Source organism: Paenibacillus sp. ISL-20 (assembly GCF_018613005.1).
Classification (GTDB): Bacteria; Bacillota; Bacilli; order Paenibacillales; family Paenibacillaceae; genus Paenibacillus_AQ.
Genome location: NZ_JAGGRD010000052.1, coordinates 1 through 23930 on the forward strand (window position 1 = coordinate 1; position 23930 = coordinate 23930).

Annotated in this window: 24 protein-coding genes and 1 pseudogene; 3 read left to right on the forward strand and 22 right to left on the reverse strand. The window is 45.6% G+C overall.

The annotated features are described in order from the left end of the window. Nucleotides 1-131: 131 nt before the first annotated feature. The 15 genes and pseudogenes from J7E85_RS26215 to J7E85_RS26285 all read right to left on the reverse strand — a co-directional run bounded on the left by J7E85_RS26215 (nucleotide 132) and on the right by J7E85_RS26285 (nucleotide 14457). Nucleotides 132-1325, reverse strand: a complete 1194-nt coding sequence (locus J7E85_RS26215) for a phosphopentomutase (protein WP_215162915.1) — start codon at nucleotides 1323-1325, stop codon at nucleotides 132-134. 1 nt (nucleotide 1326) lies between these two features. Next, nucleotides 1327-2490: a YhfX family PLP-dependent enzyme gene (locus J7E85_RS26220; protein ID WP_215162916.1), complete on the reverse strand. Its 1164-nt coding sequence runs from the start codon at nucleotides 2488-2490 to the stop codon at nucleotides 1327-1329. A gap of 4 nt (nucleotides 2491-2494) precedes the next feature. Further along, on the reverse strand, nucleotides 2495-3601 hold the full coding sequence (locus J7E85_RS26225) for an aminotransferase class V-fold PLP-dependent enzyme (protein ID WP_215162917.1): 1107 nt from the start codon (nucleotides 3599-3601) through the stop codon (nucleotides 2495-2497). Next, entirely contained in the window at nucleotides 3598-4530 is a 933-nt protein-coding gene (locus J7E85_RS26230) for a phosphotriesterase family protein (RefSeq protein ID WP_215162918.1), read from the reverse strand. The genes J7E85_RS26225 and J7E85_RS26230 overlap by 4 nt, the downstream gene beginning before the upstream one ends. 12 nt (nucleotides 4531-4542) lie before the next feature. Beyond that, nucleotides 4543-5838: a YhfT family protein gene (locus J7E85_RS26235; protein ID WP_215162919.1), complete on the reverse strand. Its 1296-nt coding sequence runs from the start codon at nucleotides 5836-5838 to the stop codon at nucleotides 4543-4545. A 31-nt stretch (nucleotides 5839-5869) separates the two neighbouring features. Next, nucleotides 5870-6226: a DUF2620 domain-containing protein gene (locus J7E85_RS26240; protein ID WP_215162920.1), complete on the reverse strand. Its 357-nt coding sequence runs from the start codon at nucleotides 6224-6226 to the stop codon at nucleotides 5870-5872. 27 nt (nucleotides 6227-6253) lie between these two features. Further along, on the reverse strand, nucleotides 6254-6598 hold the full coding sequence (locus J7E85_RS26245) for a PRD domain-containing protein (protein ID WP_215162921.1): 345 nt from the start codon (nucleotides 6596-6598) through the stop codon (nucleotides 6254-6256). A gap of 18 nt (nucleotides 6599-6616) precedes the next feature. Beyond that, nucleotides 6617-7534, reverse strand: a complete 918-nt coding sequence (gene yhfZ, locus J7E85_RS26250; protein WP_215162922.1) for a GntR family transcriptional regulator YhfZ — start codon at nucleotides 7532-7534, stop codon at nucleotides 6617-6619. A gap of 786 nt (nucleotides 7535-8320) precedes the next feature. After that, nucleotides 8321-8545, reverse strand: a complete 225-nt coding sequence (locus tag J7E85_RS26255) for a helix-turn-helix domain-containing protein (RefSeq protein WP_215162923.1) — start codon at nucleotides 8543-8545, stop codon at nucleotides 8321-8323. Nucleotides 8546-9020: 475 nt separating this feature from the next. Continuing rightward, nucleotides 9021-9410 (reverse strand): ankyrin repeat domain-containing protein, encoded by a 390-nt coding sequence (locus J7E85_RS26260; RefSeq protein WP_215162924.1) that lies wholly within the window; start codon nucleotides 9408-9410, stop codon nucleotides 9021-9023. A gap of 34 nt (nucleotides 9411-9444) precedes the next feature. Next, nucleotides 9445-10065: a nucleotidyltransferase family protein gene (locus J7E85_RS26265; RefSeq protein WP_215162925.1), complete on the reverse strand. Its 621-nt coding sequence runs from the start codon at nucleotides 10063-10065 to the stop codon at nucleotides 9445-9447. A gap of 213 nt (nucleotides 10066-10278) precedes the next feature. Beyond that, nucleotides 10279-11258, reverse strand: a pseudogene (gene tnpC / locus J7E85_RS26270) (IS66 family transposase); the annotation flags it as partial. Between the two features lie 193 nt (nucleotides 11259-11451). Further along, nucleotides 11452-12123, reverse strand: a complete 672-nt coding sequence (locus J7E85_RS26275) for a hypothetical protein (protein ID WP_215162926.1) — start codon at nucleotides 12121-12123, stop codon at nucleotides 11452-11454. Nucleotides 12124-12427: 304 nt separating this feature from the next. Beyond that, nucleotides 12428-12781, reverse strand: a complete 354-nt coding sequence (locus tag J7E85_RS26280) for a hypothetical protein (protein WP_251036060.1) — start codon at nucleotides 12779-12781, stop codon at nucleotides 12428-12430. 755 nt (nucleotides 12782-13536) lie between these two features. Next, the gene (locus tag J7E85_RS26285) at nucleotides 13537-14457 is read right to left on the reverse strand and encodes a ketopantoate reductase family protein (protein ID WP_215162928.1); all 921 of its coding nucleotides are present in this window, start codon (nucleotides 14455-14457) and stop codon (nucleotides 13537-13539) included. Between the two features lie 148 nt (nucleotides 14458-14605). Here J7E85_RS26285 and J7E85_RS26290 point away from each other — a divergent pair, with 148 nt between their 5' ends. Beyond that, complete coding sequence (locus J7E85_RS26290; protein ID WP_215162929.1) at nucleotides 14606-15157, forward strand: TetR/AcrR family transcriptional regulator; 552 nt, start codon at nucleotides 14606-14608, stop codon at nucleotides 15155-15157. A gap of 346 nt (nucleotides 15158-15503) precedes the next feature. On the opposite strand, the gene J7E85_RS26295 is transcribed toward J7E85_RS26290, so the two are convergent. Both J7E85_RS26295 and J7E85_RS26300 read right to left on the reverse strand, forming a co-directional pair. Beyond that, a complete protein-coding gene (locus tag J7E85_RS26295) occupies nucleotides 15504-15665 on the reverse strand; it encodes a hypothetical protein (RefSeq protein ID WP_215162930.1) in 162 nt (53 codons plus the stop codon). Next, complete coding sequence (locus tag J7E85_RS26300; RefSeq protein WP_215162931.1) at nucleotides 15662-15868, reverse strand: IS110 family transposase; 207 nt, start codon at nucleotides 15866-15868, stop codon at nucleotides 15662-15664. Before J7E85_RS26300 ends, J7E85_RS26295 begins: the two co-directional genes overlap by 4 nt. A 668-nt stretch (nucleotides 15869-16536) precedes the next feature. Between J7E85_RS26300 and J7E85_RS26305 the strand changes: the two genes are divergently transcribed. Together J7E85_RS26305 and J7E85_RS26310 are read left to right on the forward strand one after the other, a co-directional pair. Then, nucleotides 16537-17427, forward strand: coding sequence for a hypothetical protein (locus J7E85_RS26305; RefSeq protein WP_215162932.1), 891 nt, complete (start codon nucleotides 16537-16539; stop codon nucleotides 17425-17427). A gap of 210 nt (nucleotides 17428-17637) precedes the next feature. Then, on the forward strand, nucleotides 17638-17976 hold the full coding sequence (locus J7E85_RS26310; RefSeq protein ID WP_215162933.1) for a hypothetical protein: 339 nt from the start codon (nucleotides 17638-17640) through the stop codon (nucleotides 17974-17976). On the opposite strand, the gene J7E85_RS26315 is transcribed toward J7E85_RS26310, so the two are convergent. The 5 genes from J7E85_RS26315 to J7E85_RS26335 all read right to left on the reverse strand — a co-directional run bounded on the left by J7E85_RS26315 (nucleotide 17957) and on the right by J7E85_RS26335 (nucleotide 23897). Continuing rightward, nucleotides 17957-18160 carry a hypothetical protein gene (locus J7E85_RS26315; RefSeq protein WP_215162934.1) on the reverse strand — a complete coding sequence of 68 codons (204 nt, stop codon included), beginning with the start codon at nucleotides 18158-18160 and terminating at the stop codon, nucleotides 17957-17959. The two genes, J7E85_RS26310 and J7E85_RS26315, sit on opposite strands and share 20 nt — an antisense overlap. A 1051-nt stretch (nucleotides 18161-19211) precedes the next feature. Then, nucleotides 19212-19580 (reverse strand): VOC family protein, encoded by a 369-nt coding sequence (locus tag J7E85_RS26320; protein ID WP_215162935.1) that lies wholly within the window; start codon nucleotides 19578-19580, stop codon nucleotides 19212-19214. Nucleotides 19581-20451: 871 nt separating this feature from the next. Next, nucleotides 20452-21630, reverse strand: a complete 1179-nt coding sequence (locus J7E85_RS26325) for an IS110 family RNA-guided transposase (protein WP_215162936.1) — start codon at nucleotides 21628-21630, stop codon at nucleotides 20452-20454. Between the two features lie 253 nt (nucleotides 21631-21883). Then, nucleotides 21884-22129: a hypothetical protein gene (locus J7E85_RS26330; protein ID WP_215162937.1), complete on the reverse strand. Its 246-nt coding sequence runs from the start codon at nucleotides 22127-22129 to the stop codon at nucleotides 21884-21886. 19 nt (nucleotides 22130-22148) lie between these two features. Then, nucleotides 22149-23897, reverse strand: a complete 1749-nt coding sequence (locus J7E85_RS26335) for a DUF885 domain-containing protein (protein ID WP_215162938.1) — start codon at nucleotides 23895-23897, stop codon at nucleotides 22149-22151. Nucleotides 23898-23930: the final 33 nt, after the last annotated feature.

The window sequence follows — 23930 nt, forward strand, 5'->3', positions numbered from 1 at the left end:
GCAAGTTCTTCAGTGGCCTCCAACCATCGTAGGGTCCTTTCATGGCAACCTTATGGCCGGAAACGAGTTTACCGGTTGTTTTTTTTCCAGTCGTATTTCATGTTTCTTAGAAAATCAAATCAGAGCGAAGCTTAGCGCTTTAGGATCAACGACAAGAAGCTGGTTCCGTACTCGGGAGCTCCGATGCCGGCATATTCCGCCATCGTGGCTGCAATATCCGCCATCGTGCTTCGTTCGCCGATGAATACCGGATTAATTTGCTTGCCGACGATCAGTATCGGTGTCTGCTCCCGCGTATGATTGGAGTGACCGATGGTCGGATCATTGCCGTGATCGGCCGTGATGATGAGCATATCTGCATCTCCCATCTCAGGTATGAAGCTATCCAGGAACCGGTCCGAAACTTCGAGCACTTCCTTATACCAGAGGCAGTCCTCTTTGTGGCCGGCAAGATCGGTCTCCTGGACGTTCACCAGGAATATGGCATTTTGTTCAGCCTCCAGATACTTCCGGCGGTAGGTTACCAGGACATCTTTCGTCTCTACGACCGGATCGTTGAACCCGCCCGCCTGAATGACATCCGCCGTTTTTCCGATGCGATATACAGGCAGCCCGCTTCTTTCCGCCATATAAGCGAATTGTTTCTCGAATTCGACCCCATAGCCGAGATGCACCACTTGGTAGCCTTCGCCGTAAACGTTGGCCTTTGGTGCGTCCACTCCCCATTGGCCCGGGTGTTTTTCCATGACGACCGATAAAATTGTATCGATATCCGTCTTTGTATTGCCGAATACGATCACCCGGCTTGTATCCACATGCGCGCGGACGACTTTTCCGATCCTCACGACTTCATCAAAAGCCAGCATATTCAAATCTCCGACGACATTGATGATGTTGCCGAGCTGCGATTCCAGGTTGTCGCCTACAACGACGGCGCCTTCCACAAGCAGAACCGTTGCGCCCGCAACTGGGATTTCCACTCGATATCCGGCTGCCTCAAGAGCAGACCTGAGCATTGGCCCGATCTCTGACATTAGGCGTTGAGCCGGCATACCTGGCTTGCTGCCCATCAGTTCCTGATGCCCCATGAAGGTATCGGCCCCGTAATGTGCCAGATTGCTGCGGCCATATGCTGCCAGGGGCTCACCTACACCGTCCACCAGCTTGCCAAGCCCTAATCGGTACAGGACCGGAACCTGAAGCGGCACTGTTTCCCGAATATGATTATACGTATGGGCATCCACGTCCTCGGGCTTAAGTGTCAGGCAATCCTCCATTGCGCCAATACCGAATCCATCGAGTACAAGCAAGGTCAGTTTTCCCATATTACATCCCTCTTTTCTGGAAATGAACCATTTCCGGTCTGAGGCTGTTTACCCCTCTTACATAAGCGATATGAGCTCTGGTTACAAAAATCTGCGTACGGAACGAATAAATCACGGTATCGCCGACCTTCATCGGCTGCTCCCGGTCCAAACATCCGTAGTAATCGATATTTTCTGCGGAATACTGGCTGACCTTCGCCTTCTGGGTTGTAATATCGAGCGGTGTCGAACCATAAAGCGCCTTTTGCATATGCGACCGCGGATAAAATCCGCCGGCAATCGTATACGCGTACTGATCGTCCATGTGGGAAATCTCCGATACATAAACGATGCTCGGAATTTCAACAAGCTGATCGTTATAGGCATGGAGCGGTGTCGTGCCTGTCAGCGCATGGCCCGGCTCGCCATGCGTAACGCCGTGGCGTTTCAGCAGCGGAATGGTATAACAGGTAGTCGCACTTGGCGCATTCACTTGCTCTACTTTAATGCCGTGCGACCGAAGTTTCTCCACCGCGGCCAGCAGCGTCTCCAGATTTGGCGTAAATGCAAAATCCGTGTTCTCCGCGTTGATCTGCAGCACGGGAAAGCTGGTCGCCCCCACAATACGGATTCCCCGCAGCTTCATCATCCCGGGCAGCAGCCCCTCAAGATCATGCAGCAAAAATCCGCCGAATTGTCCGGGAAAGATGGTATCTCCGGGCCGGATGACTCTTAGTATGACATCTTGTACCCGTCCAAGCGCCAAAGCGGCCTCCGACAATTGGGCCGCCCGTTCCAAAGAGAACAAGGTTACCACTTCGGGCTTGATCTGGCGGAGCACATCCCCCCATTGGCTTTTGCTTGGCTGTACGATATGCCCAATATTCCCGATACGGCACCCGGCTTCGGACAGGGCATAAGCCTCATCGATGTCCACCGCCACCGCTTGCCTGATTCCGTTTTGTTCGATCAGTTTTCCGGCATAACCTCCGCGGCCAATTTGTTTAGTCATGTAATAGAGCTTCATATCATGCTGATCCGCCGTTTCGGACAGAACGCGGGCATTATGCATGAGCCCATCCGCATCGATCACATACGTATTGGCCGGTATCTCCCCCCTCTGGTGAAGGATCGCCGCCGCACGGATCAACCCCTCATTCCGTTGTAAAGTCATATCTACAAACATGCAGTTACCCCCTAAATTCCTGCATAACATTTTCTAAGATGCGGATAACCGTATCTGCCGATGCTTTCATCGGGTTGATGCGAAGACCATAATCCTTGAGCTTGGGCTCACTTTCCAGAAAGCTTCCCGATACCCTATAAATCATCGGTACCAGCTCAAAGCGGGATTCCGCCCCTACCGGATAAGTGGCCGCGCCGTAATAGGATGCACGCTCGATAACCGCCGATGCAATCGGCTGCTTCAACTCAACGATGACGTTCTTCGACTGCGAATTCGTGATATATGCTTCCTGGATGCCTGCGACCTCTCCGGCTGCCAGTCGCTGGCACAGCTTCTCCACCTGCTCGTTTTGAATCGCCAGCATGACGGGGGCAAACACCATGCTGCGCAGCAGCTCATGCGCTTCGTATCCCTGCACTTGGCCTCCGCCGGAGTAGTTGCGTTCATGCAGCTTTTCGATCCCTTCTCGCTTGCCGATAATCACGCCAATTCCTTGGGGGCCCATCAGCTTAAATCCGGAGAATGTTGAATAATCCGCCCCATATTCTGAACCGATTCCCTGCATTTTCATCGCGCAGTAATTATCATCAACCACAATCGGCAGATCGGGACGTTTCTGCTTAACGAACGCGATCAGGTCTTGGAGCCGGTACGTATCGGTCGGCTGCTGCCGCGCGTGCTGCACGTAAAACACCTTGGAATTCCGGTCGCTCTCGAGCAGCTCAGCTACGGCATCCATGTCATTGAAATCGGTATGGGACTGCCGCAGACCCATTAACCGGAAGGTTTCCTTGGTTGTGGTGTACATCGGAGCCGTGTGAACGATAACCGAATCTCCGGGGTTGACCATCACGCTCAATATTCCCCGAATCGCTCCTGTTCCGCTTCCACGCACCAGCACGCAATGCTCCCCGCCAAACGATCGGGCCAGCACCTTTTCGACGCGGGCAGTAACGAGCGGTCTATGGAACTCCGGATGCAGCCCCACATCGCCGATTTGGAAAAACTCATTGTTCGCAAACTCTTTCGTAATTTCATCTATTAACGTAAACTGCAGCTGCTGCGCTTGCTCCATTGTTCGGTTTTTCAGTACCGATTGTTCATATCTCATGCCGGCATGTCACCCGCCTTTCGAATGCTGAATGCCCGCTGCGGATTGGTCACCAGCAGTTTGTTGATCACTGCATCCGTGATTCCCCGGCCGCGCAAAGCAGGTACGAACGACCTTAACACCACGTCATAGCCCTGCCCGCCAAGCGCGTGCAAATGTGATTTCCGGGTCAGATCGGTAGACAACAGCAGCTGGTCCTCGTATCCCTGCTCGATAAACTTCAATAAGGATTCCAAGCGAGCGTTGTCGCTGCGGTAGTTTTCCTTGCCGATCGTATCCATCGCCACATACGCGCCCGCCTTCAGCACATCCAGTACCACATCATCCTGCTCGTTAAGATCCTGATGACCGATAATAACCTGATCCAGTGGCATCCCCTCTCCGATAAAAAGCTCGATCTGTTCCAGCGCGCAGGTTCCTAGCGTTGTATGCGTGGATAACGGTAGGCCGGTTTCCTTGGCCGCTGCGACAGCTCCGTGAAACAGCTCCGTCTCGACCGGTTTGAATTCGTTCAGGCTGCTGCCGATCTCGCCGATGACCCCGGGCTTGATACTCGTATCCGCAATGCCCGACCCAATTTCCCGAATCATCCATTCGGCGAATTGATCCCGGTTCCAGTGCAGCTTATCCTCAGGAATAAAAGGATCTTTATAGCATCCCGTGCTTGCAACAATATGGATATTTGAGACTTTACTGATCTCGGCAAGCTTTTGCGCATTTCGCCCCATTCCGTCGTTGGTGACCTCGACGATAGCACGGCCGCCATAGGCATAAAAGCTTTGCAAATCATCCAACACAAGCCCCGTGTCCTGCAGGCAGGTATCCTCGTTCTTCTTAATGCGGCTCAAATCCACGTATAGATGCTCGTGGCATGCGCAAACGCCAAGCTCCTCCGGTCGTATGGGTCCAAGTACGGTCTGGATGTACATCTCTCTCTCTCCTTACTGTGGTGGTGTATATAATCCTAGCAGAACCAGTATGTTCCCAAGGATACCGACGGCGATAGCTCCCACAGGACCTACAGCCATGCGGACGATCGGTCGTCCCGCCGCCTCGTTCAACAGATAGAAGCCGGCAATTCCAAAATAGCCGAGTCCCGGCACGATAGCATTGGCTGCATTCGCTCCGCCGATCAGAAGCGCGACCTCAAGGACTCGCGTCATCGCAGTCCGGATACTTTCACCGGAGGCGCGGATACCCGGGTACCGATCCAAAAATTTGGCCATTTTGGACAGCAGCTGAATTTCCAAGAAAATGACCAGGGCTCCGAGCAGCGCAGCCACGAGCGGATTCGGAGAAAATATTCCCACTCCGAACACGAACGTAAACCCGACCGGGCCGAATACGCCGGTAGCAATTGCCGTGCTGGCGATAAGCGGTACAAACCCGATGGCTTTCGCCAAGGAGGCAATCCCGCCTTCCGTCAATTTCCCGTCCGCCAGCAGGCTAAGCGAGATCGGATCGCCGGCAATCAGCAGGAGGTTCGTGGCAGCCGCGGCTAAACCACCGCTGATCATGACAATCCACGAAAACTTTTTAATGCGCGTCACACGATCTGTAAACATGGAGGCTAGCGTTGAAAGGCTCTGATCCTCGGATTTTTCCTTCATTGCAAATGCGATTAGAAAAGCCATGCCCACGATCAACGCGATTCCTTCCGGACTCAAAACAACCGGTGTGCCGTCAATTTGAATAAGCTGCTTTGTATTGCTGAAAACAACGAGCTGCCTGGCCAAAGCCGCCACCAGAAAAGCGACGACGCCTTTTTTGATTGAGAATTGGAGCGCGATGGCCAAGGCAGGGAATACCATAAAGGATACAACGACGGGCTCGCCGATTTTGTTGAATCCGTCGATAAAATTAAGCGGAAGCATTTCAAACGCTTTCACAACCGCCTGAAGCCCGAAATAAATACCTGCCCCATATACGCCGCCTAGCGCTCCGGCAGCGGCCGTGCTCAGTTTCCCGCGTTTAAAAGACAACCCGATGATATCTGTCCCAAGCAGTATGCTATGGATTAGCAAAATGCTGCCTGATATTGAAATGGGGATCCCGTAACCGATCACGAGCCCAAAGCTCATGGCAAAAGCGGTCACGCCCAGCTCCTTCCGGCTCATCCGCCCTTCGAGATTTTCAGGGACGATAGGTCTAAGTCCATCATTAAACACAGCGATCCCCAGATTGGCCATGATTGCAGTCACGATGCCCAGCCCGATTAACAACAAAGCTTCCAGCATAAGATGTCCCCCTAATCGTTAGACGTAACGCTTACTTAGTAAGTGCTTTCATCAGAAATTCTACTGCCTTCTCTTTATGGTCGCCGGTAAAACCGAATGCTTTCGCGCCTTGATCGACGGCCTGATCCACCTTCTCTTGCGTCGGCGGCTGCCCCGGCATGGAAATCGTGGCGCAATTCGACTTGCCTACCAACGCAATTGCCATGGCCAAAGCACCGCCTCCGCCCGTATAACAAGCGCCCACATAATAATCGGCTTGTCCCATTTTTAGAGCTATTGCCGCTTCCAGATCGGATTTCACGGTTACCTCGACGTTGGATCCGCCATGCTGTTTGACCAAAGCTTCGATTTCTTTCTTTTCCACTTGCCCGCCAATCACAATTTTCATGAGTCTTCTCCTCTTTTCCGTAAGTTTTTAAATTTCTGAAGCGTTTACAAAATGCATGATCAGGTACTCTCTTTCCTCATCCGGAAGCTCGTCATCCATCTGGGATTCAATCCATTTCACATTCTCAACGGCTTGGGGAAAATGCGGAGAACGTCTAATTTCCTGCATGATCTCCTCCGGCGGAGCGTTCAGCTCCTCTTCCCGCTCGATCCGTGTGACGGCCATACCCAAATGAGTCACCAGCTTTTTGTATTTCTTCTCGTTGTCTTGTTGTACGAATCTTTCAATCGTAGCCTCACACAGCTTCATGGCGCCGGGTGTGATGGTGTTGGTTGAAAATAAAATATTAAGTCGTTCTCGCAAAGCACTCACGCTTCTCCACGCTCCCTGTCAGTATTTAGGAATGAGCATGCCAAGCTCCACCTGTTTCTGAACCTGCATGACATGATCGGTTGATATCTGATTAAACATAAACTCCATTTTCGTATTGTTTTTGTTGATGACGCACACAGCCTGACTCATTTCCTTGTCCATTTCCAACGCTTCCTTGGAGGAGAGCTCAGACAAAAAGAACGAACCGTTGTCGATTTCATCTACATTCCATACCATGGCGTCAATCGACTTGGCTTTTAGATGCTCCAGCAAGTGCATGTAGTTCAGGTTGATAAACTCGACGTTCTTGTTCTTCACTTCCAGATTCGTCAATACTTGTTGGTCAATGGAATAACTGTCGATCCCGATTTTCATCCCGTCCTGGATCCCGCTTGTTTCCTCCGCAAATACAACCGCATGGCGGGAAACGTATGAACCGCTTCCGAATTCCTTCACGATCATGAGATCATCGGATTTGCGGATCGCCGACATGGCGGCGTATTTGGACACGAGCGCAAAATCATATCGGCCATCAATGACATTGTCCAGACGAATAGTCGCTCCACGCATAAACGCACAGTGCAGTGGGATGCCGATTTTTTCGTAGCTGGCGTGCATCGCCGTAGCCAATCCCTCGTATTTTCGGGAATAGGGAAGCGGCATAACGCCGATAATACTACTCACCCCGCAACATTGAAGGAGCAAGTCCATGTTTTTGTTTCGTAGAAAAGTGCCAAGGTGCCCTCTAGACTCGAGAGCAATGCAGCGGCTTTCCTCCATTTTTTTTAAAACATTTTGAATCGTGCCACGACCAACGCCGTATCTGCTCGACAACTCCTCGATTCTTGGAATTCTGGAATCCAGTTCAATAAAGAGAAGCTCTTCTGCCAGATTTTTTAAAACCACGCTGCTTTTCGAGTTCAATCCTTGAATCAAGTTACCCTTTCACCTCCTCAATATACAATATTCTGTATTTTGTATTTAACTCATCATATCATCGTGTTACATTGACTTCAATACTTTTTTCTATTATAGGTCAACTTATTTCACATCAGATTCAGGAGGTGTAAACCAAAGGGCAAAGACCCGTTGAGACATGGGAGTGAAAACCTCCAGGGGCGGCGTGGAGAATACGTGCATTATATGGAAGGATATGGGGTAGACATCTCCCCCTTTATTTCCATGTTGTCCTGATCTTCAACGGTATCCCTTTACTAACTTTCTGCATTTCTGGCAAGGGTGGAATCCTGCGAATAAGCGAGTATCGTGAGAAAATTAAATCGTACTGAGGGAGCTTAATGAAATTGCATGGAAACATAGTTAGATACTTATCTAATCGGTAATCGGCTCATGTTCTCGTCCTTTTCGGCAATTGGTACAAGTTCTTGTCCTCGACTTAGGACAAGAACTTGTACCGATAAAACAAAAAAGCCGCTAAATTAGCGACTTTCAATGGGATATTGTTCTTGTCCCTCGACATCTTCTTGGGTATCCTTTTGCACTTATTAAGTACACAATTGCGTCCATTATTCAAGTACTATTAGTGATTTTCTATATCCGCTTGTTTTTTGATTGAATTAACGGTGAGTGTGAATGCTTCAGCAGCCTTATATGCATCTAATGCAGTTTGAAGACGTTTTACTCGTTGATTCAACTCACTCCGATTCTCTTTGACCTTTACTATTGCACGTGCTACGTCTATGAGCTCTTCTCTTGCTGCGTTTATAGCAAGATTATGAGCTTTTTCATTGATTTGTACTGCATATTAGTGTAAATCGTCGCAAACTCCTTGTCGCCAATCTGTTGCTCACGAGCTGCCAAGTCACTTTCACTGATTACCCAATCACCGGAGTCGTTTTTCGAAGCGGCTAAACGCCCGTCATTAATCATGTTGAGAATGGTTTTATAATGAACCCCAAGTAAAAACGCTGCTTCTTTAGCATTCATTTTTGTCCACCACTTATCTATAGTTATCCATATATTAAGAGATAATAAGAAGAAAGTAAATGGGATTAATAAATGTTTTATAAGAAGTTCCTGATTTTTCAGACCACCAATATTAAAAAGCCGCTCAAGTGAGCGACTTAATTTCGAAAACTATCCTCTAATCTAAAGAATGGAAACTCTCGATTTATAACATGAACAAATGTAAGCGTCAAATCCCGCACACCTAGAAAAGCGACGGGATTCATGAGATCATTTGCGCAGCTGGAAGTTACGCGCGCACGTAAATAGATGCGATCTGTTGTTTTGATTATTAAGTTGCTTAATCCATAATAAAGTCGTTTAAATATATAATAAAGCTGTTTAATTTTTCGACCTTGACCACGAAACTAAACTAGCAGTTTAGTTCGATAATAGTCAGACACATAGACAGAGTAAGCCGCGGTCAGGATTCTGTTAACTGCGGCTCATCGATTTATTAGGAAAATGATTCAAGAAATTCGACGACAGACTTTGCCTCGTCTCCACCTGCTTTTGCGTGCTGCATCAACGGGATTGTATGAGGACCGCGTGCATTTTTTAGGTTTGGATTATCGTTAATCATAGCTTTAACGATTTCTAATTTCCCAAGCATTGCCGCAGCAAACAGGTCTATACTGGCCCCCTGTTCCAAAAGGTAATTCGCGATATCTATTCTCCCCATGTGGGCTGCTGCTCCCAAGGCGGTTTCCCAATCCCCGCCACCCCAATCCCAAGCTGCATTTAACAGGCCGGGTTCTTGCCCCAACAGTCTTTGTACCACTTCCAAATCACCATGTGCCTTTCCCACGAATTCCTGTATTAATTCAGGCTTCAGTGAATCTGCCATAAATATTAGCTCCTCTCGAAATATGCCTATGATTTTATTCTCCTATTACTTCTTGAAAATAGGGGAGGTTACGTGTGGAAAGTGCCTTAGATATTAATTCTTTGTCATATCCATGTTTTTTTAAGGCGTCAATAATTGCATCGACTCTTTCTTGCCGTTTGCGTCTCAAATTGGATTCCAACTGTATTTCTAGGGGAACCGTCTGTACAACATACTGTTTGAATTTTACCGGTTTACTAAGTTCCCAAATATAGTGCCCTCCCTCCCAAATCCCATCTCCATCCTTGGAATCGGGAATTCCAGCTGAATTAGAAATGTGAACCACTTCAATCTTAAAGTTTTCTACGTTCCAACGCCCCTTGGTCCATGTAAAACCCGAAGGAAATGTCTGAGTGAATATTGGCTCTGCTTTAGAAGACAACCAGTGATCGCTATATTCCATAGGAGATCTGGCTTGTAGGGAAAACTCGTCCAGTATTTCAGCAAAGCGAAGTACGTCCTGTTGATCCCGAACATAAACATCAATGTCACCTGGATTCATATCTGCACCCTGTAAAACTGAACCGACGGACCCCACTAAAATCCACATCATATTATTGCCCCAACTAAAATATTTGTCACATAGTCTAGTTAACGAAACATCCCAACGACCCATCTTATCACCTCATATATTGCTATTCGAGATATGTAACAATTTTCCTGCAACTAATGTGTAGTCCGTTACGCTTACGGGGATGATAGTTTAATGTCTGCCGAGAGCAATCCCCAAAAAAAAGAGTTCCATTAAAACGGCTTTATTATCAAGAAACACGAGCATTGAAGGAACACCGAAAAACCCAGTCTTAGATGGAACGGGGCTGAACGATGCTTATTTGGAATAGACGCGACATACAAGCGGCAATGAAGCTGACCAAGGAGCAAGCTTGCTCAGTGCTACAGGATCTGCTGGATTGGGAAGCTGTGGCAGCCACTCAAACAGATGCTGCAAGTATAGATGTGGCTTGAGATCGTTAGCTTTAGCCGTCTCCACGATGCTGTAAATGATCGCGCTGGCCTTGGCTCCGCGAGGCGTATTGCTGAACAGGAAATTTTTTCGACCGATAACTACGGGCTTAATCGGGCATTCGCTGCGATTGTTATCGATTTCCAGCCGTCCGTCCTGCAAGAATACGTTCAGCTTCTCCCAATGGTTCGTACAGTAAGTGATCGCCGTACCTAACAAGCTTTTGGGCAGTACACGCAACCCCGTTGAGCTTCTAACCAAGCTGAGAACGCCTCCAAGATCGGTCGACTCTCCGCAATTCGGGCTTCATAACGCTGCTCGGGCGTCGCATCTTTCCACTTGCGTTCCACCTCAAAGAGAGCGTTGCAGAAGGCCAGTCCTTCCGCCGCCGTTGTGTTAGAACGCTGCCCTGCAGGTAACGCTTGAAGGGCCTCGTGATATTTCCGCCTTGCATGAGCCCAACAACCCAACTGCGTGACACCTTCTACTTGATTGTAGCCGCTGTACCCATCGGTCTGCAGTTAACCGGTAAATCCCTTGAGGAATTTGCCCGGATATTCGCCGCCTCGTCCCGTCTGGTAGTCGTACAGGATGATGTCCGGACCAACCCGGCCGGTGCGATACAACCACAGGTACGACTTCGTTTGCGCTGCACGCCCCGACTCCTTGAGCACTTGAAGGGTCGTGTCATCCGCATGCGCAATGTCTCGCCTCAACAGTTCCGCATGCATGTAGTCATACAGCGGCGTCAGCCAGCGTTCGGCGCCCGCGATCATCCAGTTCGCTAGCGTTTGGCGTGACAGCTCAATGCCCAGACGCAGGAACTGCTGCTCCTGTCGGTATAAAGAACTTGATAACATAATTATAAAAAGCCGCATAATCAGCGGCTTCTAATGTTACTATGTTTTTGTCACCCGACAACAAAAATAAAACTGATACTAAACTCATCATTTTTTTCTTTATTGTTTATTGTCTCCTTAAAATTAATAGAGTAGAATCAATTCCAAAATAAATGGTCTATTATGGTTCATAAAAATATCAGTTATTTTTTGTGAGCCTTAAAGTTCCCTCTTTCAAGGCAATCGTATCAGAACTTGCATTTATCATGTAAAAGTAATATAGCCCTGATTCCTCAATAGTTAAATTGTAATTCCCCTTTAATTGATCGAACTGTTGCCATGGATTTAGAACACCATCTTTAACGTAACCAATTAATATATTTTGATTTTCGACCACCTCCGATTTATACTTTTCAAATACATATTCTACAGAGTCACCGGCTTTTAGCTCCCACCCCCTTCCATTAGTATCTGTTAAGACGCTTATTGAACCATTTACAGTAATTATCTCAGGGGAAATATATACTCCGTTTTTTTCTTTTGTTTCTAACTCAAATATTGAGGAAGGCATATAATTTCCTTCCATTATCTTTGTGATAATCCGGTTCTCAGGAAGACCATTTGGTGTTCTATTCTTTAATTCTTCTAGTGAGTACTCGACTCCATTAGAATCAATATATACCCCGTTTCGATATATCATATAATCGCCACTTCCTTCTTTTCCAATCAAATGGCGATTATAATCAGTTATTAACTCTGTTTGTTTTATTTCTTTAGGAATACAAGCAGTAATTGTTGATAAGCCAACAACGACTATACCGATAAACAAACTTTTTCGGATTTTTTTAGAGTTATTACTATTAAACACCATCAATATGAATCCCCTTTCGTTTAGACGTAATTACCAGACATGTTATATGTTAATTCTACTGGATAAGCTATGATTGTATTGAGCAATCCTGCCCGTTAGCTTAATGAAATTTTGCATGGAAACATAGTTAGATACTTATCTAATCGGTAATCGGCTCATGTTCTTGTCCTTTTCGGCAATCGGTACAAGTTCTTGTCCTTGGCTCGGGATAAGAACTTGTACCGATAAAACAAAACCTTTTCACTTTCTAGTCCTTCATCTTTGAATGTTAAACCGGGAAAAACCGTATACGATGGTATTATTTTTATTTTTTTTCGTAAAAATAACCCTTTACTATTACCTGGTTTGTATCTTCGGTCACTTCCTCATCAATATCTAGGTTAGCGACTTCATCTCTTGGAAATTGTTTTGGAAAAGGAGCATAATAAAAATCTCCATATTCAGTTACTACCCTTTCCGCTGGTTCCGTTCGAGCTTTTCTGTCGTATTCAATTTGCCAATCTGATAATGCTTTTTTTGGTGGAGTGGTGTCATTAATAGTCGAATCTACAACTTGCTTATTATCTATAAGTTCTCTGATTATAAAAAATGCGCTCATTAATACAAAACAACTTGCTGCAATGATTGTAGCTCTTCTTAAATACTTCTTATTTTTCATGATCACTCACCCCTTCTAAGATGCTATTTGTCACTTCGTTTTTTTATTATTGTAATATAACCATGTGTACGTTCACTTCTCCATATGATTTATGATCCTCTTTCTTGTTTCCTTCAACTTAGTAAACACCAATAAAGCAAACAAAGTTACATAAAAAAATTGAATCAGATGAAATAGTACTTTTAGGTATATTTGTAACAATAAATTGCTCGGAAATACTGATTCTTTCTGAAACAAGCATTAAATGACAAGAACTTATTTACTTCATGTTCTTGTCGTCCGACATGTTACTCCTGTTCCTCACCGACATCGACTTAATGGGCGTATTTGTTCCATGCCCATGGCCACTAGTATCTCCAAGTGTTAGTGGAGTCACATTTTTCTCATTTCTACGCTTGTGCGCCTGATCCGTTGAGTAGGTCCTTTCCGAATTTGTTTCAATTCTCCATTACGGCAGTTATTAGACAACTATCTAATCGGTAACCGGCTCATGTTCTTGTCCTTTTCGGCAATCGGGACAAGTTCTTGTCTTTGGCTCAGGACAAGAACTTGTCACGATAAAACACAAAAGCCGCTATAATAGCGACTTTCAATGAGACTATGTTTTTGTCCCTCGACATATCCCCCTTTGGGATCATCTACTTGTCCCTCGACACTTCTTGTGGGTCCAATAAATATAGCAGCGACAGAACAAGACTTGATAAATAAAGTCTTAGACTGCCGCTGTTGTTGTTCAATTATCGTTTCCCGTTAGTTTAGTCAAGGATTTCCGATTTGATATCATTTTGACTTAAAAATTTCATTAAATCATTACTCAGCCGCATAATCTCATTGTTAGCATTATTCGCATAATCCGGCAACATCATATCGCTAACCATTCTAGTTCGTAGCCATGTCATAAAGAAAAGATCCAAAAATAAGTTTGGGAATTTAAGCACCATTTTAAGCATTGGTGGATCAATTGAAACGCCAGCTTTTTGTATTGCCCTTAGATACGCTTTTAAAGTGACTGTTATTTTGCGTGCCGTCTTTCTGGTTCTGGCTGTTTTTTTGTCAATTATCTTATTCTCAGAATGCAAAACGCTCAACATGGCAATGTCTGATACGGAATGTGTGATTAGATACGCTTGCATATCCTTTTTAATAACGTAGGGAAGCTTTGCTGTTTTAAATAATTTTGCGAGGTTTTCTATGCGTTCTGTCACTATACCATTAATTTCTCCAAATGCAGTTGCCACTATAATCTTTGGTAGAAATCGAGCATGCAATACTCCATCTTTAATCTGTCCGCCGAAGCCGGGAAAAGCTGGTAAAAGTCTATCCCCTACGATATCCAGCCACGAAGAAAATCCAATTGAATTACTAGTCATCGTAACTATATTTTTGCTTTGATTATCTTTTAGCGCTAACAACGCTGATTCGGACCGATCATAACGAACGGTAACGAAAATAAAATCGTATACATCGTCATTTTCGAGCGTATCAATGACATTCACTTGTATCGATCTTACTGTACCTTTTTCTTTATATTGCAGGCCATTTTCTCTTAATGATTTAAATCTATTAGAATGTGCAAACAGGCTAACGTCAAACCCTGCTTCAATAAGTTTAATTGCGTACATGCTCCCGATGACACCTGCACCAAAAATTAAAATTCTATCTTGTTTTGCTGACATTAAAACCACCCCTACTTATTAACATTTCCTCTTGATTATCAGACAACATGTTGTATGATGTGATTGTAAATTTTTATTATTCCTTGATCAACCATCAGTTTTTTATTATTTGTCGGATGATATTCTTATTCGCTAGTCGGAGGGAAACATGAACAAGCAACCCCAAATAACGGAGAAAACAAGACAAAAGTTTGTAGAAGTTTTTTGTGAGTTATATAGCCAAAAGCCGATTGAGAAAATTCCGGTTCAGGAAATTGCGAATAAGTCAGGATATAACCGCAGCACCTTTTATCAATACTTTACTGACATTTACGAATTGTTAGACTCTGTTGAAAATGACTTATTAAATGACTTAAAAAAAGAATTGGCGAATAAAGAACTATCGATGCATACGGTTCAAGATACGCTCTATTGTCTGGACAAAAGAGAACATCTCCTGGTTCTTAATGCCCTTTTGGGTGATTATGGAAGTGCCCGTTTTTTAAAACGCTTAAAAAAAGAAATCACTTTGGATCAATTAGAATTAAACGTTCCGCAAAACCATTCCTTAACGCCATACTTCATTGAGTTTTACCTGACAACTTCCCTTTCTTTATTTCGTCTTTGGCTCCAGCGTCAAAAGGATTTATCGTCAGAAGAATTTTTCAAGTTAGTGGAGAACCTATATTCAGGAGGGATTACGCCCTATTTTAAAGAATGAATCTGTCATTCAAACCAAATCCACATGGTTGTATAACAATCAAAAATCGCGCATAAACTTGTTTACACAATATACTCCATAAAGACTGACCTAACCTACTCTTAAGGGTCCGCATTCTGTAAATACAGACTTCTGCAAGTTTTTCTTCAGAGAAATTGCCTCTATTTGTGATACGGTTCTCCGCGCTGTCTGTAACGGCAAGTTTAAAGGCCATCCTTCGCCGGATGGCCCTCGCTTTATACAACTATTGTTCTCCGATAGGTTGATGTAGATTTTGTCCAATTTTCCTAAGAAAGGCTTCTTCGAGATCTTCTTTTTAATCCATCACATTGGCCTTCTATCAGTGTCATCCATAATGACTTGCCTTTTTCGGCAAGCTCTTCATCACTGTATTGTCCTTTGATAAAAACCCCCAGTTGCCGTCCTCTGTGAGTTTATCCCAACCAATATAATCGGAATATCTATTGTTTTCTTCCTGTATTTCAGATCCCATGGCTTCTAACTTCACAAGCCGGTAGCGTTGGCCAGCGCAATGTCGAAGTACCCTTCCAAGATGTTATATACAGGTTTCCAGTAGGTGCCCGTACTCTCTATCGCGATGTGCGTGACGCCTTCGGATTCCAGCCACGTCATCAGTGCAAACAAATCGGGGGGCATCATGGGAAAGGTTCGGGTTTCGGAGCGCAGCGCTTCATCTGATTCTCCGATCATGATGCATGCGACAATCGATTCTTTGTGAAATCCAATCCGGCACAACGGGAAAGCAACACTTCCACTTCCATTTCCATTCCTCCATCTACAGGCAGTGGACGATTGGCGCATTCGTATGAAGTCTCCATTTCTGTACGCGGTCATTCAGCTAACGAGCGCTGAGCCAGCATGGGGTTGTGCACAACACGAATGCTCACAGTTTTTAGGACAGGGTCGAACCACCAAAAAGAGTTACGTATTTCTGCCTAATCGCCTTATTACTCAGTATGGAAGGCAACGGGCTGCGCTAAACCCCACTTTCATACCGGGGATGCGACAGAACGTCATGAATGTTTTTATGGATATAAGATACCACGACTTCGAACACAGAAACGACTCGGGAAAGAAATTCAAGAACCTTTTTTTCCATTTCCTACATCCTAATTAAGGCCAGAAGCTCGTTTGTGTCTGCTCCTTGTTTCGAATTGGGTATTTACAGTAGACAACGTATAGGTGATAAAATATAGACAAGAAATTTTGGAGGTGAAGGTGTGTATGGCTAAATATAAAGATAATAGAAATTTGAACTTTTTAGTACGGCACCTAGAATGTGATAGCGCTCACAACTATTCACCTTTCCCTTATCAAATATGTACGATTAAAGTATCTTCCTCGGGAGGGCCATGCCAATGAGGGATGCTGCGGAGGGTCAACAGAAGCACGGGGAGCAAAAACATATTGAGACGATGCCGTTGTTCTCCACCATGGACAGGAACGGAAGGATGACTATGCTCCGGCCGGGACGTCGCGTCGGACGTGCGGCTCCGCTGCTGCCGTGGCTGCTCACAGCTGCTGCACTGTGGGCACTGACAGGCTCCGTGCCGTTCGGAGCACTGCTCGGCCTGGCGCCGACACCGGCGATCAGCATTTTCCTCGGTCATCCGGTCACGGTGAGCGTCGCCGTGGTGCTGCTGCTCGTCGCGATCGGTGCAACCGGCGGAGTGTACTCGCGAGCGGTCGAGCAGTTCGGACAGACCAGGGTCGCCGGCCTGTTCGCGACGCTAGCGATCGCAGGAGGGCTCGTCACAGGCGCGGGAGTCCTCCTGCTCTGGACGCTGACAAGCAATCCGTCGCGCCCCTTCGACCTCGAGGCCATAGCGACGTCGCCGACGATCCCGCCAGAGCTCGGCGCCATCGTCGGAGCTGGCTTCGCCCTCATGGCGGCTATCGTGCTCCTGCAGTTGCCCGGCTCAATCGCCCACGCCGGGCAACGTCAGGCGGACATCGAGCGCCTCCGCTTGGAGGGTTCGTCATTCGCAGGGACGTTGACTGCCGTGAACTTCACTAACCGCTGGCTCTTCAATTTCCCGATGTTCACGGTCGAGGTAAGCTATATCGTCGACGATGTTCCTCTTGTCGTCTCAGCGCACATGCGCACCAGCGCCGACCGCGTTCCCGTCGTTGGCTCGCGCATACTCGTGCTGACCGATGTTCGCGGAACCACCCATGTGGAGCTGGACTTGTCCAATGGAGCGGTATTCGAGCCGGACGTAACGAAGTACGCCGCACCGGACTATTGATTTTGCGCTTCTGATGCAGCGTGAGTCCGCCTGGCCCTCCTCAACACTCCAATTTTTGGCCTCACTTGTGGTACGGCTCAGCTTAACGGGGACGGCGGCGAAAAACGGAAAAAGAGCTGGTCGCGACAGCTCAGCTTAAGTTATTCGTTATTCCTGACAAGTTTAGCTCGCGATGGCTTCTCTGGACAACATATTTCCATGATAGAATTTATGAAAACTTGGGATTATGTCCTTGTCCCTCTACAATTGGCGTCTTTTGTTGACCTGCCGTTAGTTGAACAAAAGCAGCCGATCACACTGCCTCATCTAATCAGAAAGTATTATGTTTTTAGTGCTCATTCATATGTATATAAAATATATATTATGAAAAATAATAAAATTGATCCATTAAATAAATGGTCAGAAAACAACCAGGGGCTCTCCCCAGCTCCTGCATCGACTCCTAACCCTAGCTCTAAAGAAATGAACTGCCATATTCTTGACACAATGTTCTTGTCCCGCGATACCATTCATCCTTTACTTTTTTCTACTACTTCTTCTTTTTTCTGAAGAAATCGAACTTGATCACATAATCAAAAAGAGACGTAATTACAACAGCTCCAAGTGGAATCAATAAATAAACCCATAACGGATTATTTGGAGCTTCACCAGGGGGTGCATCAGTTAAAAAAACATAAAGAACAACGCAATAAATTATGGCCACTACAATACCTGTTATGTTTCTATTTTTCATAGCTGTTTTCCACCTCTTGTTCACAGAAATTCAAAGTATTGTATCTTCCACCCAAGAATATTATAACCCATATTTGGAATAATTTCCTCTATTTAATACTCTATAATATCGATTGTAAAAATACTAGATTCTGTGAACCCAGGCCTCCGCCTCCACTCCGTATCTCATCAACCGCTGCAAGACTTCTGCAGAGTTAAATTTATCGAAGATGGCCTTTTTCACGTATACCTGCTGGCAGATCTGTTCCAGCACCTCGGTTACGTTAGGAGGTCAACGGGCAGCCAGTCTTTCTTGGACGGTTTCAACTCCAGGAGCAGATCCTCCACCGGCTTATTCAACCACTTCTCTATCGTACTTTGTCACGGGGCTTCAGCCTTAAATTTTCTCCACTAGCTGGCCGTCAGCTACCAGGCAACTTCGATCTTACCTAGACCGGACTAGACACGCGAAACATAAAAAGCAGCTAAAAAAGCGACTTCGGTGGGAATATGTTCTTGTCTCTCGACAACCTTTGTTATGTCATTTGTCAGAGTATTAACTGCTAAAATAGCAGCTAAGTTAGCTTAATGTTTCTCATCTTACCGCCGAATTGCTGTTCCGAAACAGAGTGTCCCGCCTCATATCTTTAGATACCCTTTCGTACCCAATGCAAACCCCTTAATTTTATAAACTCGTCCTCATTGTAAACTGTCTAATTAATAATCGGAGCCGGGTTCACTCTAGTTTTCATCCGCTGCCTTTCATCAGATAGCGTAAGCCCCTCCACCTTTCGGTGAGCTTCCTGCAAATCGTGCAGATAGCATTGAAGACGCATATGTTCGTGAACCTGTTGATAAAACAAAATAGCATAACCAGGAAGAAGTGTTGCTGATAGCTTGACAATTCGTCAATATGAAAAAACTCCCCTCACAGTAACAGGATTTATTATTTCACCTGTCAACCGCATGGGGAGAATACATATTTTAGGAATAAGGTCTTAATGTTGTAATAACATTTGGCTCACTGTGACAGAAGAAGTTATCACTATTGTTAAGCTAGATACACTTTTGTATTAGGCTTTACTGTGAAGGGTAACTAGGTAACCGTCTGGGTCGGCAAATGTAAAAGTTCGTCCGAATGGTCCATCTATTGGTGAAGATGTAATCTTTACGCCTGCTGCAATAAGCTTGTCGTGGATTTCTTGCGTATTGGGGGCATGAAGCCACAGAGCGACACCAAGTCCAGGCCGAGTACCTGAACCGAGTTCTGTTTCAGGCAACAGGTCACGAAGAGCAAATGCAATAGGCTTTGTTTCAAAGACTACAGCATGAGGTGGCCCTGCCTGTGAGCGAACCAGTCCAAGATAGTTTTGATAGAATTCTGCAGAGCTTTCAAGATTACTCACTTGAAGTGAAATGAAGTCGGGTCCAATTGCTGACATAATGTTAATGTCCTCCTTTGTTATATGGGGTTGTTATGTTATTAGCTGTAATCCTGACATGAGTAAAAAACAATCACAGATAGATTTGGATACTTCTCCAGGGATCTTTTCAAGGAAACCGCCAATACAATGCACATGTCAATGGAAGCTCTTTGTGACCATACGGCATGACTATAACGCACTATTCGTGTCTAGAGCTTTTGTCTCAAAAGCCAGAGCTCTCTACTCATAACTCGCTCGTAGGTTATTCGCCATCGCCTCGAAATAAGCATCGGCGATCCATTCGTTTCATTATAGAGTCATGTAAATAACCTCACTCTCGCTTTGGATGTCTTGATTATATAAGCCCCCTACTGCCAACAGTATGTCAGTAGCGTTCTTTCATTTTCTCGATTTCTTCTCTTACTCGATTTTTGAAAGATTCAGGTTCAGCGACTACGACATCTTCCCCCATCCAAGAATCTAACACACCAATTCTTCCGGTTGACGGACACGAAAAACTACTAAAAACTGAATGTCAATAGTCCCATAGATGAGTTAGAAGATAAAATTAAGTTTCTGATGAGAAAGATGGAGGTGTTATTTTGTTTACGAGTCCCTCCATTTAATTTCTGCCTATTAGCTTAATGAATTAACGGCCGTTAATTCATTAAATAGATATCTAATCGGTAATCGGCCTATGTTCTTGTCCATTCCGGCAATCGGTACAAGTTCTTATCCTTGGCTCGGGACACGAACTTGTACCGATAAAATAATAACCAGCTAATGTTTGTCAAGCATTTCAGGTTGGATGAGTTCTCTTTTCATGATATACTTTTTCCGACCAACCTGAATAACCTCCACTTCTATGGAGGTTTTGGTTAAATATGGTTTAAGCTTGGTAGGGCTGCCCCTTCTGCAAGATGGCGAAAATGTGATGCAATAGCTTGTTGGCGCAAGCGATCACGACCACCTTGTAGGGCTTGCCCTCTTTTCTTTTTTTCTCATAATACGAACGAATTCTTGCATTCGCGTTTTTCCGCATACCACATTGCACAGCCAAATATAGAGAACGTCTGAGCCTTTTAGAGCCCCGTTTCGTTATTCGTGTACTTGTTGCTGTAAACTTCCCTGAGCTGAAGATGCCGGGGTCAAGACCCGCATACGCCACGAGTTGCTTTGCATCACTAAACTGCTTGACATCACCCACTTCAGCTACAATGGCTGCGGCCAGTTTCGTTCCGATTCCCGGAATGCTTTTCACGAGTTCAACTTCGGGCAGATTTGCCGCCATCTCCTCCATTTGCTTTTCCAACTCGTCAAGCTGCCGGATCATCGTCAGCAATAAAGTTACCATACCAAACAGGGCCTTGCTTTGAGACGAACTATGACGGCTCTCTCTCCAGTGTCCAAGCACTTCCTCCAGTTTCCTGGCTTTTTCATTTGCCCAACGTTTGGAGTGGGATCTTCCTGCGCTTCTCTGAATGACTTCGTTCCAATCTTCGGCATCTCCTTCTAAACAACGGGCCAGTACCGTCAATGACGTTGCCGAAAACACATTGTAGAATACCTGCTCATAGGCCGGAAACACTTGTTCCAGTAAAGCTCGGCTGTTGAGCTTGGCCTGCACAAAGATTCCCGTGACGAACTCATGCTGCCTCGTCAAATGCTGCAGCTCCGTAAACGTCTCATCCCAAGTTCGATGCGGCTTCACGTCGCCGCGATAGTACATCTCAGCCAGATGCCAGGCATCCGAGGCATCTGTTTTGACTTTGCGTAACTGTGTCCCTTTCGCTCGTTTGGATTGCAACGGATTCACCATGTAATAGGTGTAGCCACTCCGATCCAAATATGAAACCAATGCACGATGATAATGCCCTGTTGCTTCCAGAATCACCACTGGAGCCAAACCCGTTTCAGCTTGAAGCCTACCCAGCATTTCCCCGAATTGTTCGAATCCACTCGTTCCATGTTCGATGTCTACAGCTTTTCCATATGGCTCGTTTCGTTTCCGGAATGCCTGTACAACACTTGAACCTTTAGCCACATCCACGCCAACAACAGGTTCCATTTCCTCACTCCTTCTCCTTGATTTCACCGGCCTTTTCCACGATGGTTCCAAATCCATAGCTTCGCTTGTGATACGGGGTCTACCGCCCCTACCAGCTCAAACATGGTCTTTTGGAGGTCGTGAGAGAACAGTTTTTATTACGGGATCATTGCCCCTAAAGCCGCCACGTTCTCCCGGCTCCCCCCATCGTAAAACGACCACAAAAAAAGGCCAACCAGAAGATTCTGGCTAACCTGATAATACGAAAAAGCCGCTAAATAGCGACTTTCAATGGGTCTATGTTTTTGTCCTTCGACAAACGTTCCGGTTCCTTCGAATCAATGTTAATGACTTGCGCCCCGTTACTTAGAGAAATTTGATACATGTGGTCAATATTAAACACCAGCTGACGGTCAATGTCGGAATAGATCCGATAACGCGCCAAACCGTATAACACCCCCCAGTATGACGAGCAAGCAAAATACGATATCGTCATTCGTACTAGCGTGCGTTTAATCATACCGGGGTCTGCTCTCCTTTTATTTGGCGGACTTGATGTATTGATTCACTTGCTGCTCCAATATCGGAAATGGCATTTTACCGTTTCGAAGAAGAACGGAATGAAAAGTTTTAATGTCGAAACGATCCTTGAGTTCGCTTTCCGCTTTCTCACGAAGAGATTGAAATTGATCATATCCGATGGTATAGCTCGTTGTTTGTCCGGGAAAAGCAATGGCGCTGTCGATCAAAGCATCGTTCCCCGTTCCGATGACACTCACCAGATATTCATTAGCTTGTTCTCTTGTCCATTTCAGCCCATTAATACCCGTGTCGATAACGGTTCCAAGGTAAAAATAAAGCAGATGATTTTGTACCGTCTTCTGATCAAGCAAGCCCATTTCTACGCATAAAGTTTCCGCATAGGTTGCCCATCCTTCTGAGAAACCGGGTAAATTAGTTATTTTACGGGCTAATGGAATTTCCGGTTGGTTGTATTCGATGGAAGTTTGAAAATGGTGTCCTGGAACGCCTTCATGCATCGCAAACATTTTAGCTTCCTCTTTGAAAAACAGTCTGTCGGGCGGGAAAAAAAATCTTCCATTCCTATCGCCATTAATAGATGGGCGGATATAAAACGCGCCTACATTCGAGACCGGAGCCGGATATAACCGCCCATCCACTGGATTGTTGGGAATAAGCGCTTCTTCAAACCAATCGGACAATTTGGGCTTTATTTCCGACATACTGCGGTTAAACGTTTGCAGTAATTCATCTCCTACTACGTGTTGGTTTACAGCTGTAGTCTCTTGTGTTCTCCCCGGGACTGGGCTTCTTAGCTCCTTTACAATCTCTTCCGCTTTACGTTTGGCGATCTCGTTAATTTCCAGAGGACTGAAGTCCGTGCCCGTGTAAACTCTAAGCAGAGCAGAATAATACTCGCCGCCACCCGGCTGACTCCAAACCCCCTGACTCACGGATGCTTGCTTCAGAAGATCGTTTTGGATCAAATCGGCAAGTTTGCCGTAAGAAGGCAGTACATGATCGCTTAAGGTCTGTAGTAGCTCCTTTTTCAGTTCCTGTTCTTTGGAAGGTTTGAGCTTTATCTCCGATAATTTCTCTACATATGAAGTGTACAAAACCGTTTTTTCCGGTTTCGTGTTCCGTAAATTTTCATAACTCGTGAGTATTTCCTTCAAAAATTCAGAAGTGGGGATGAACCCTTTCTCTTGTTCGTCCTGAATTCTGTCTATGAAATGTGCGACCTTGTCCGAAAACCCATTCAGCGCAACAATATAATTTTCTGCATCTGCTTGGTTACGAATTGGATAGTTGTTAGCGAATAACGGCGAGAAATTGATTAGGGAAAAATATCCGCCTGTGTTTAAATCCGAATATTTGTTCAATTGTTGTACAGCGCTTAGTTGCCATTTGACGATATCGTAGGTAAGCTTGTCTTCCGAGGAAAGCTTGGCAGCGTCGTATGCATTCAACTTTTTCAAAAATTCTTCGGTATCATCGTTTATTTGTTGGTAATAGGCATCCGAGTAGTCGGAAAGCTTAGTGGGATCCCATCGATTACCATTCACTTCTTCCGCTCCATAATAAAGCTGTAACTCGGGGTCCTCATTCAGGGTGGCAACCGCCATCTTTTGAATCATGGTGCCGAATTCCTCTGACTTCTGTTGAGCCCGCCATAACAAACCACCTACAGTCAGCAAGACAAGTAATCCTGCTGCCAATAAAATAGTCAATCTGGTGTTCTTAAACGTCTGTCTTACAAGGTTCATGCATTAATCTCCCCTTTATAGAGTATAAGAAGA

What these genes read in the sequence shown, in the direction of transcription:
- J7E85_RS26220 (WP_215162916.1), bottom strand. Translation starts at nt 2,490, where the DNA reads ATGTTTGTAGATATGACTTTACAACGGAATGAGGGGTTGATCCGTGCG.
- J7E85_RS26325 (WP_215162936.1), bottom strand. Translation starts at nt 21,630, where the DNA reads ATGGAACCTGTTGTTGGCGTGGATGTGGCTAAAGGTTCAAGTGTTGTA.
- J7E85_RS26310 (WP_215162933.1), top strand. Translation starts at nt 17,638, where the DNA reads ATGAAAACTTGGGATTATGTCCTTGTCCCTCTACAATTGGCGTCTTTT.
- J7E85_RS26225 (WP_215162917.1), bottom strand. Translation starts at nt 3,601, where the DNA reads ATGAGATATGAACAATCGGTACTGAAAAACCGAACAATGGAGCAAGCG.
- J7E85_RS26265 (WP_215162925.1), bottom strand. Translation starts at nt 10,065, where the DNA reads ATGGGTCGTTGGGATGTTTCGTTAACTAGACTATGTGACAAATATTTT.
- J7E85_RS26330 (WP_215162937.1), bottom strand. Translation starts at nt 22,129, where the DNA reads ATGATTAAACGCACGCTAGTACGAATGACGATATCGTATTTTGCTTGC.
- J7E85_RS26315 (WP_215162934.1), bottom strand. Translation starts at nt 18,160, where the DNA reads ATGAAAAATAGAAACATAACAGGTATTGTAGTGGCCATAATTTATTGC.
- J7E85_RS26275 (WP_215162926.1), bottom strand. Translation starts at nt 12,123, where the DNA reads ATGGTGTTTAATAGTAATAACTCTAAAAAAATCCGAAAAAGTTTGTTT.
- J7E85_RS26290 (WP_215162929.1), top strand. Translation starts at nt 14,606, where the DNA reads ATGAACAAGCAACCCCAAATAACGGAGAAAACAAGACAAAAGTTTGTA.
- J7E85_RS26305 (WP_215162932.1), top strand. Translation starts at nt 16,537, where the DNA reads ATGAGGGATGCTGCGGAGGGTCAACAGAAGCACGGGGAGCAAAAACAT.
- J7E85_RS26335 (WP_215162938.1), bottom strand. Translation starts at nt 23,897, where the DNA reads ATGAACCTTGTAAGACAGACGTTTAAGAACACCAGATTGACTATTTTA.
- J7E85_RS26230 (WP_215162918.1), bottom strand. Translation starts at nt 4,530, where the DNA reads ATGTACATCCAGACCGTACTTGGACCCATACGACCGGAGGAGCTTGGC.
- J7E85_RS26240 (WP_215162920.1), bottom strand. Translation starts at nt 6,226, where the DNA reads ATGAAAATTGTGATTGGCGGGCAAGTGGAAAAGAAAGAAATCGAAGCT.
- J7E85_RS26280 (WP_251036060.1), bottom strand. Translation starts at nt 12,781, where the DNA reads ATGAAAAATAAGAAGTATTTAAGAAGAGCTACAATCATTGCAGCAAGT.
- J7E85_RS26260 (WP_215162924.1), bottom strand. Translation starts at nt 9,410, where the DNA reads ATGGCAGATTCACTGAAGCCTGAATTAATACAGGAATTCGTGGGAAAG.
- J7E85_RS26235 (WP_215162919.1), bottom strand. Translation starts at nt 5,838, where the DNA reads ATGCTGGAAGCTTTGTTGTTAATCGGGCTGGGCATCGTGACTGCAATC.
- J7E85_RS26320 (WP_215162935.1), bottom strand. Translation starts at nt 19,580, where the DNA reads ATGTCAGCAATTGGACCCGACTTCATTTCACTTCAAGTGAGTAATCTT.
- J7E85_RS26255 (WP_215162923.1), bottom strand. Translation starts at nt 8,545, where the DNA reads ATGAATGCTAAAGAAGCAGCGTTTTTACTTGGGGTTCATTATAAAACC.
- J7E85_RS26285 (WP_215162928.1), bottom strand. Translation starts at nt 14,457, where the DNA reads ATGTCAGCAAAACAAGATAGAATTTTAATTTTTGGTGCAGGTGTCATC.
- J7E85_RS26215 (WP_215162915.1), bottom strand. Translation starts at nt 1,325, where the DNA reads ATGGGAAAACTGACCTTGCTTGTACTCGATGGATTCGGTATTGGCGCA.
- J7E85_RS26300 (WP_215162931.1), bottom strand. Translation starts at nt 15,868, where the DNA reads ATGATCGGAGAATCAGATGAAGCGCTGCGCTCCGAAACCCGAACCTTT.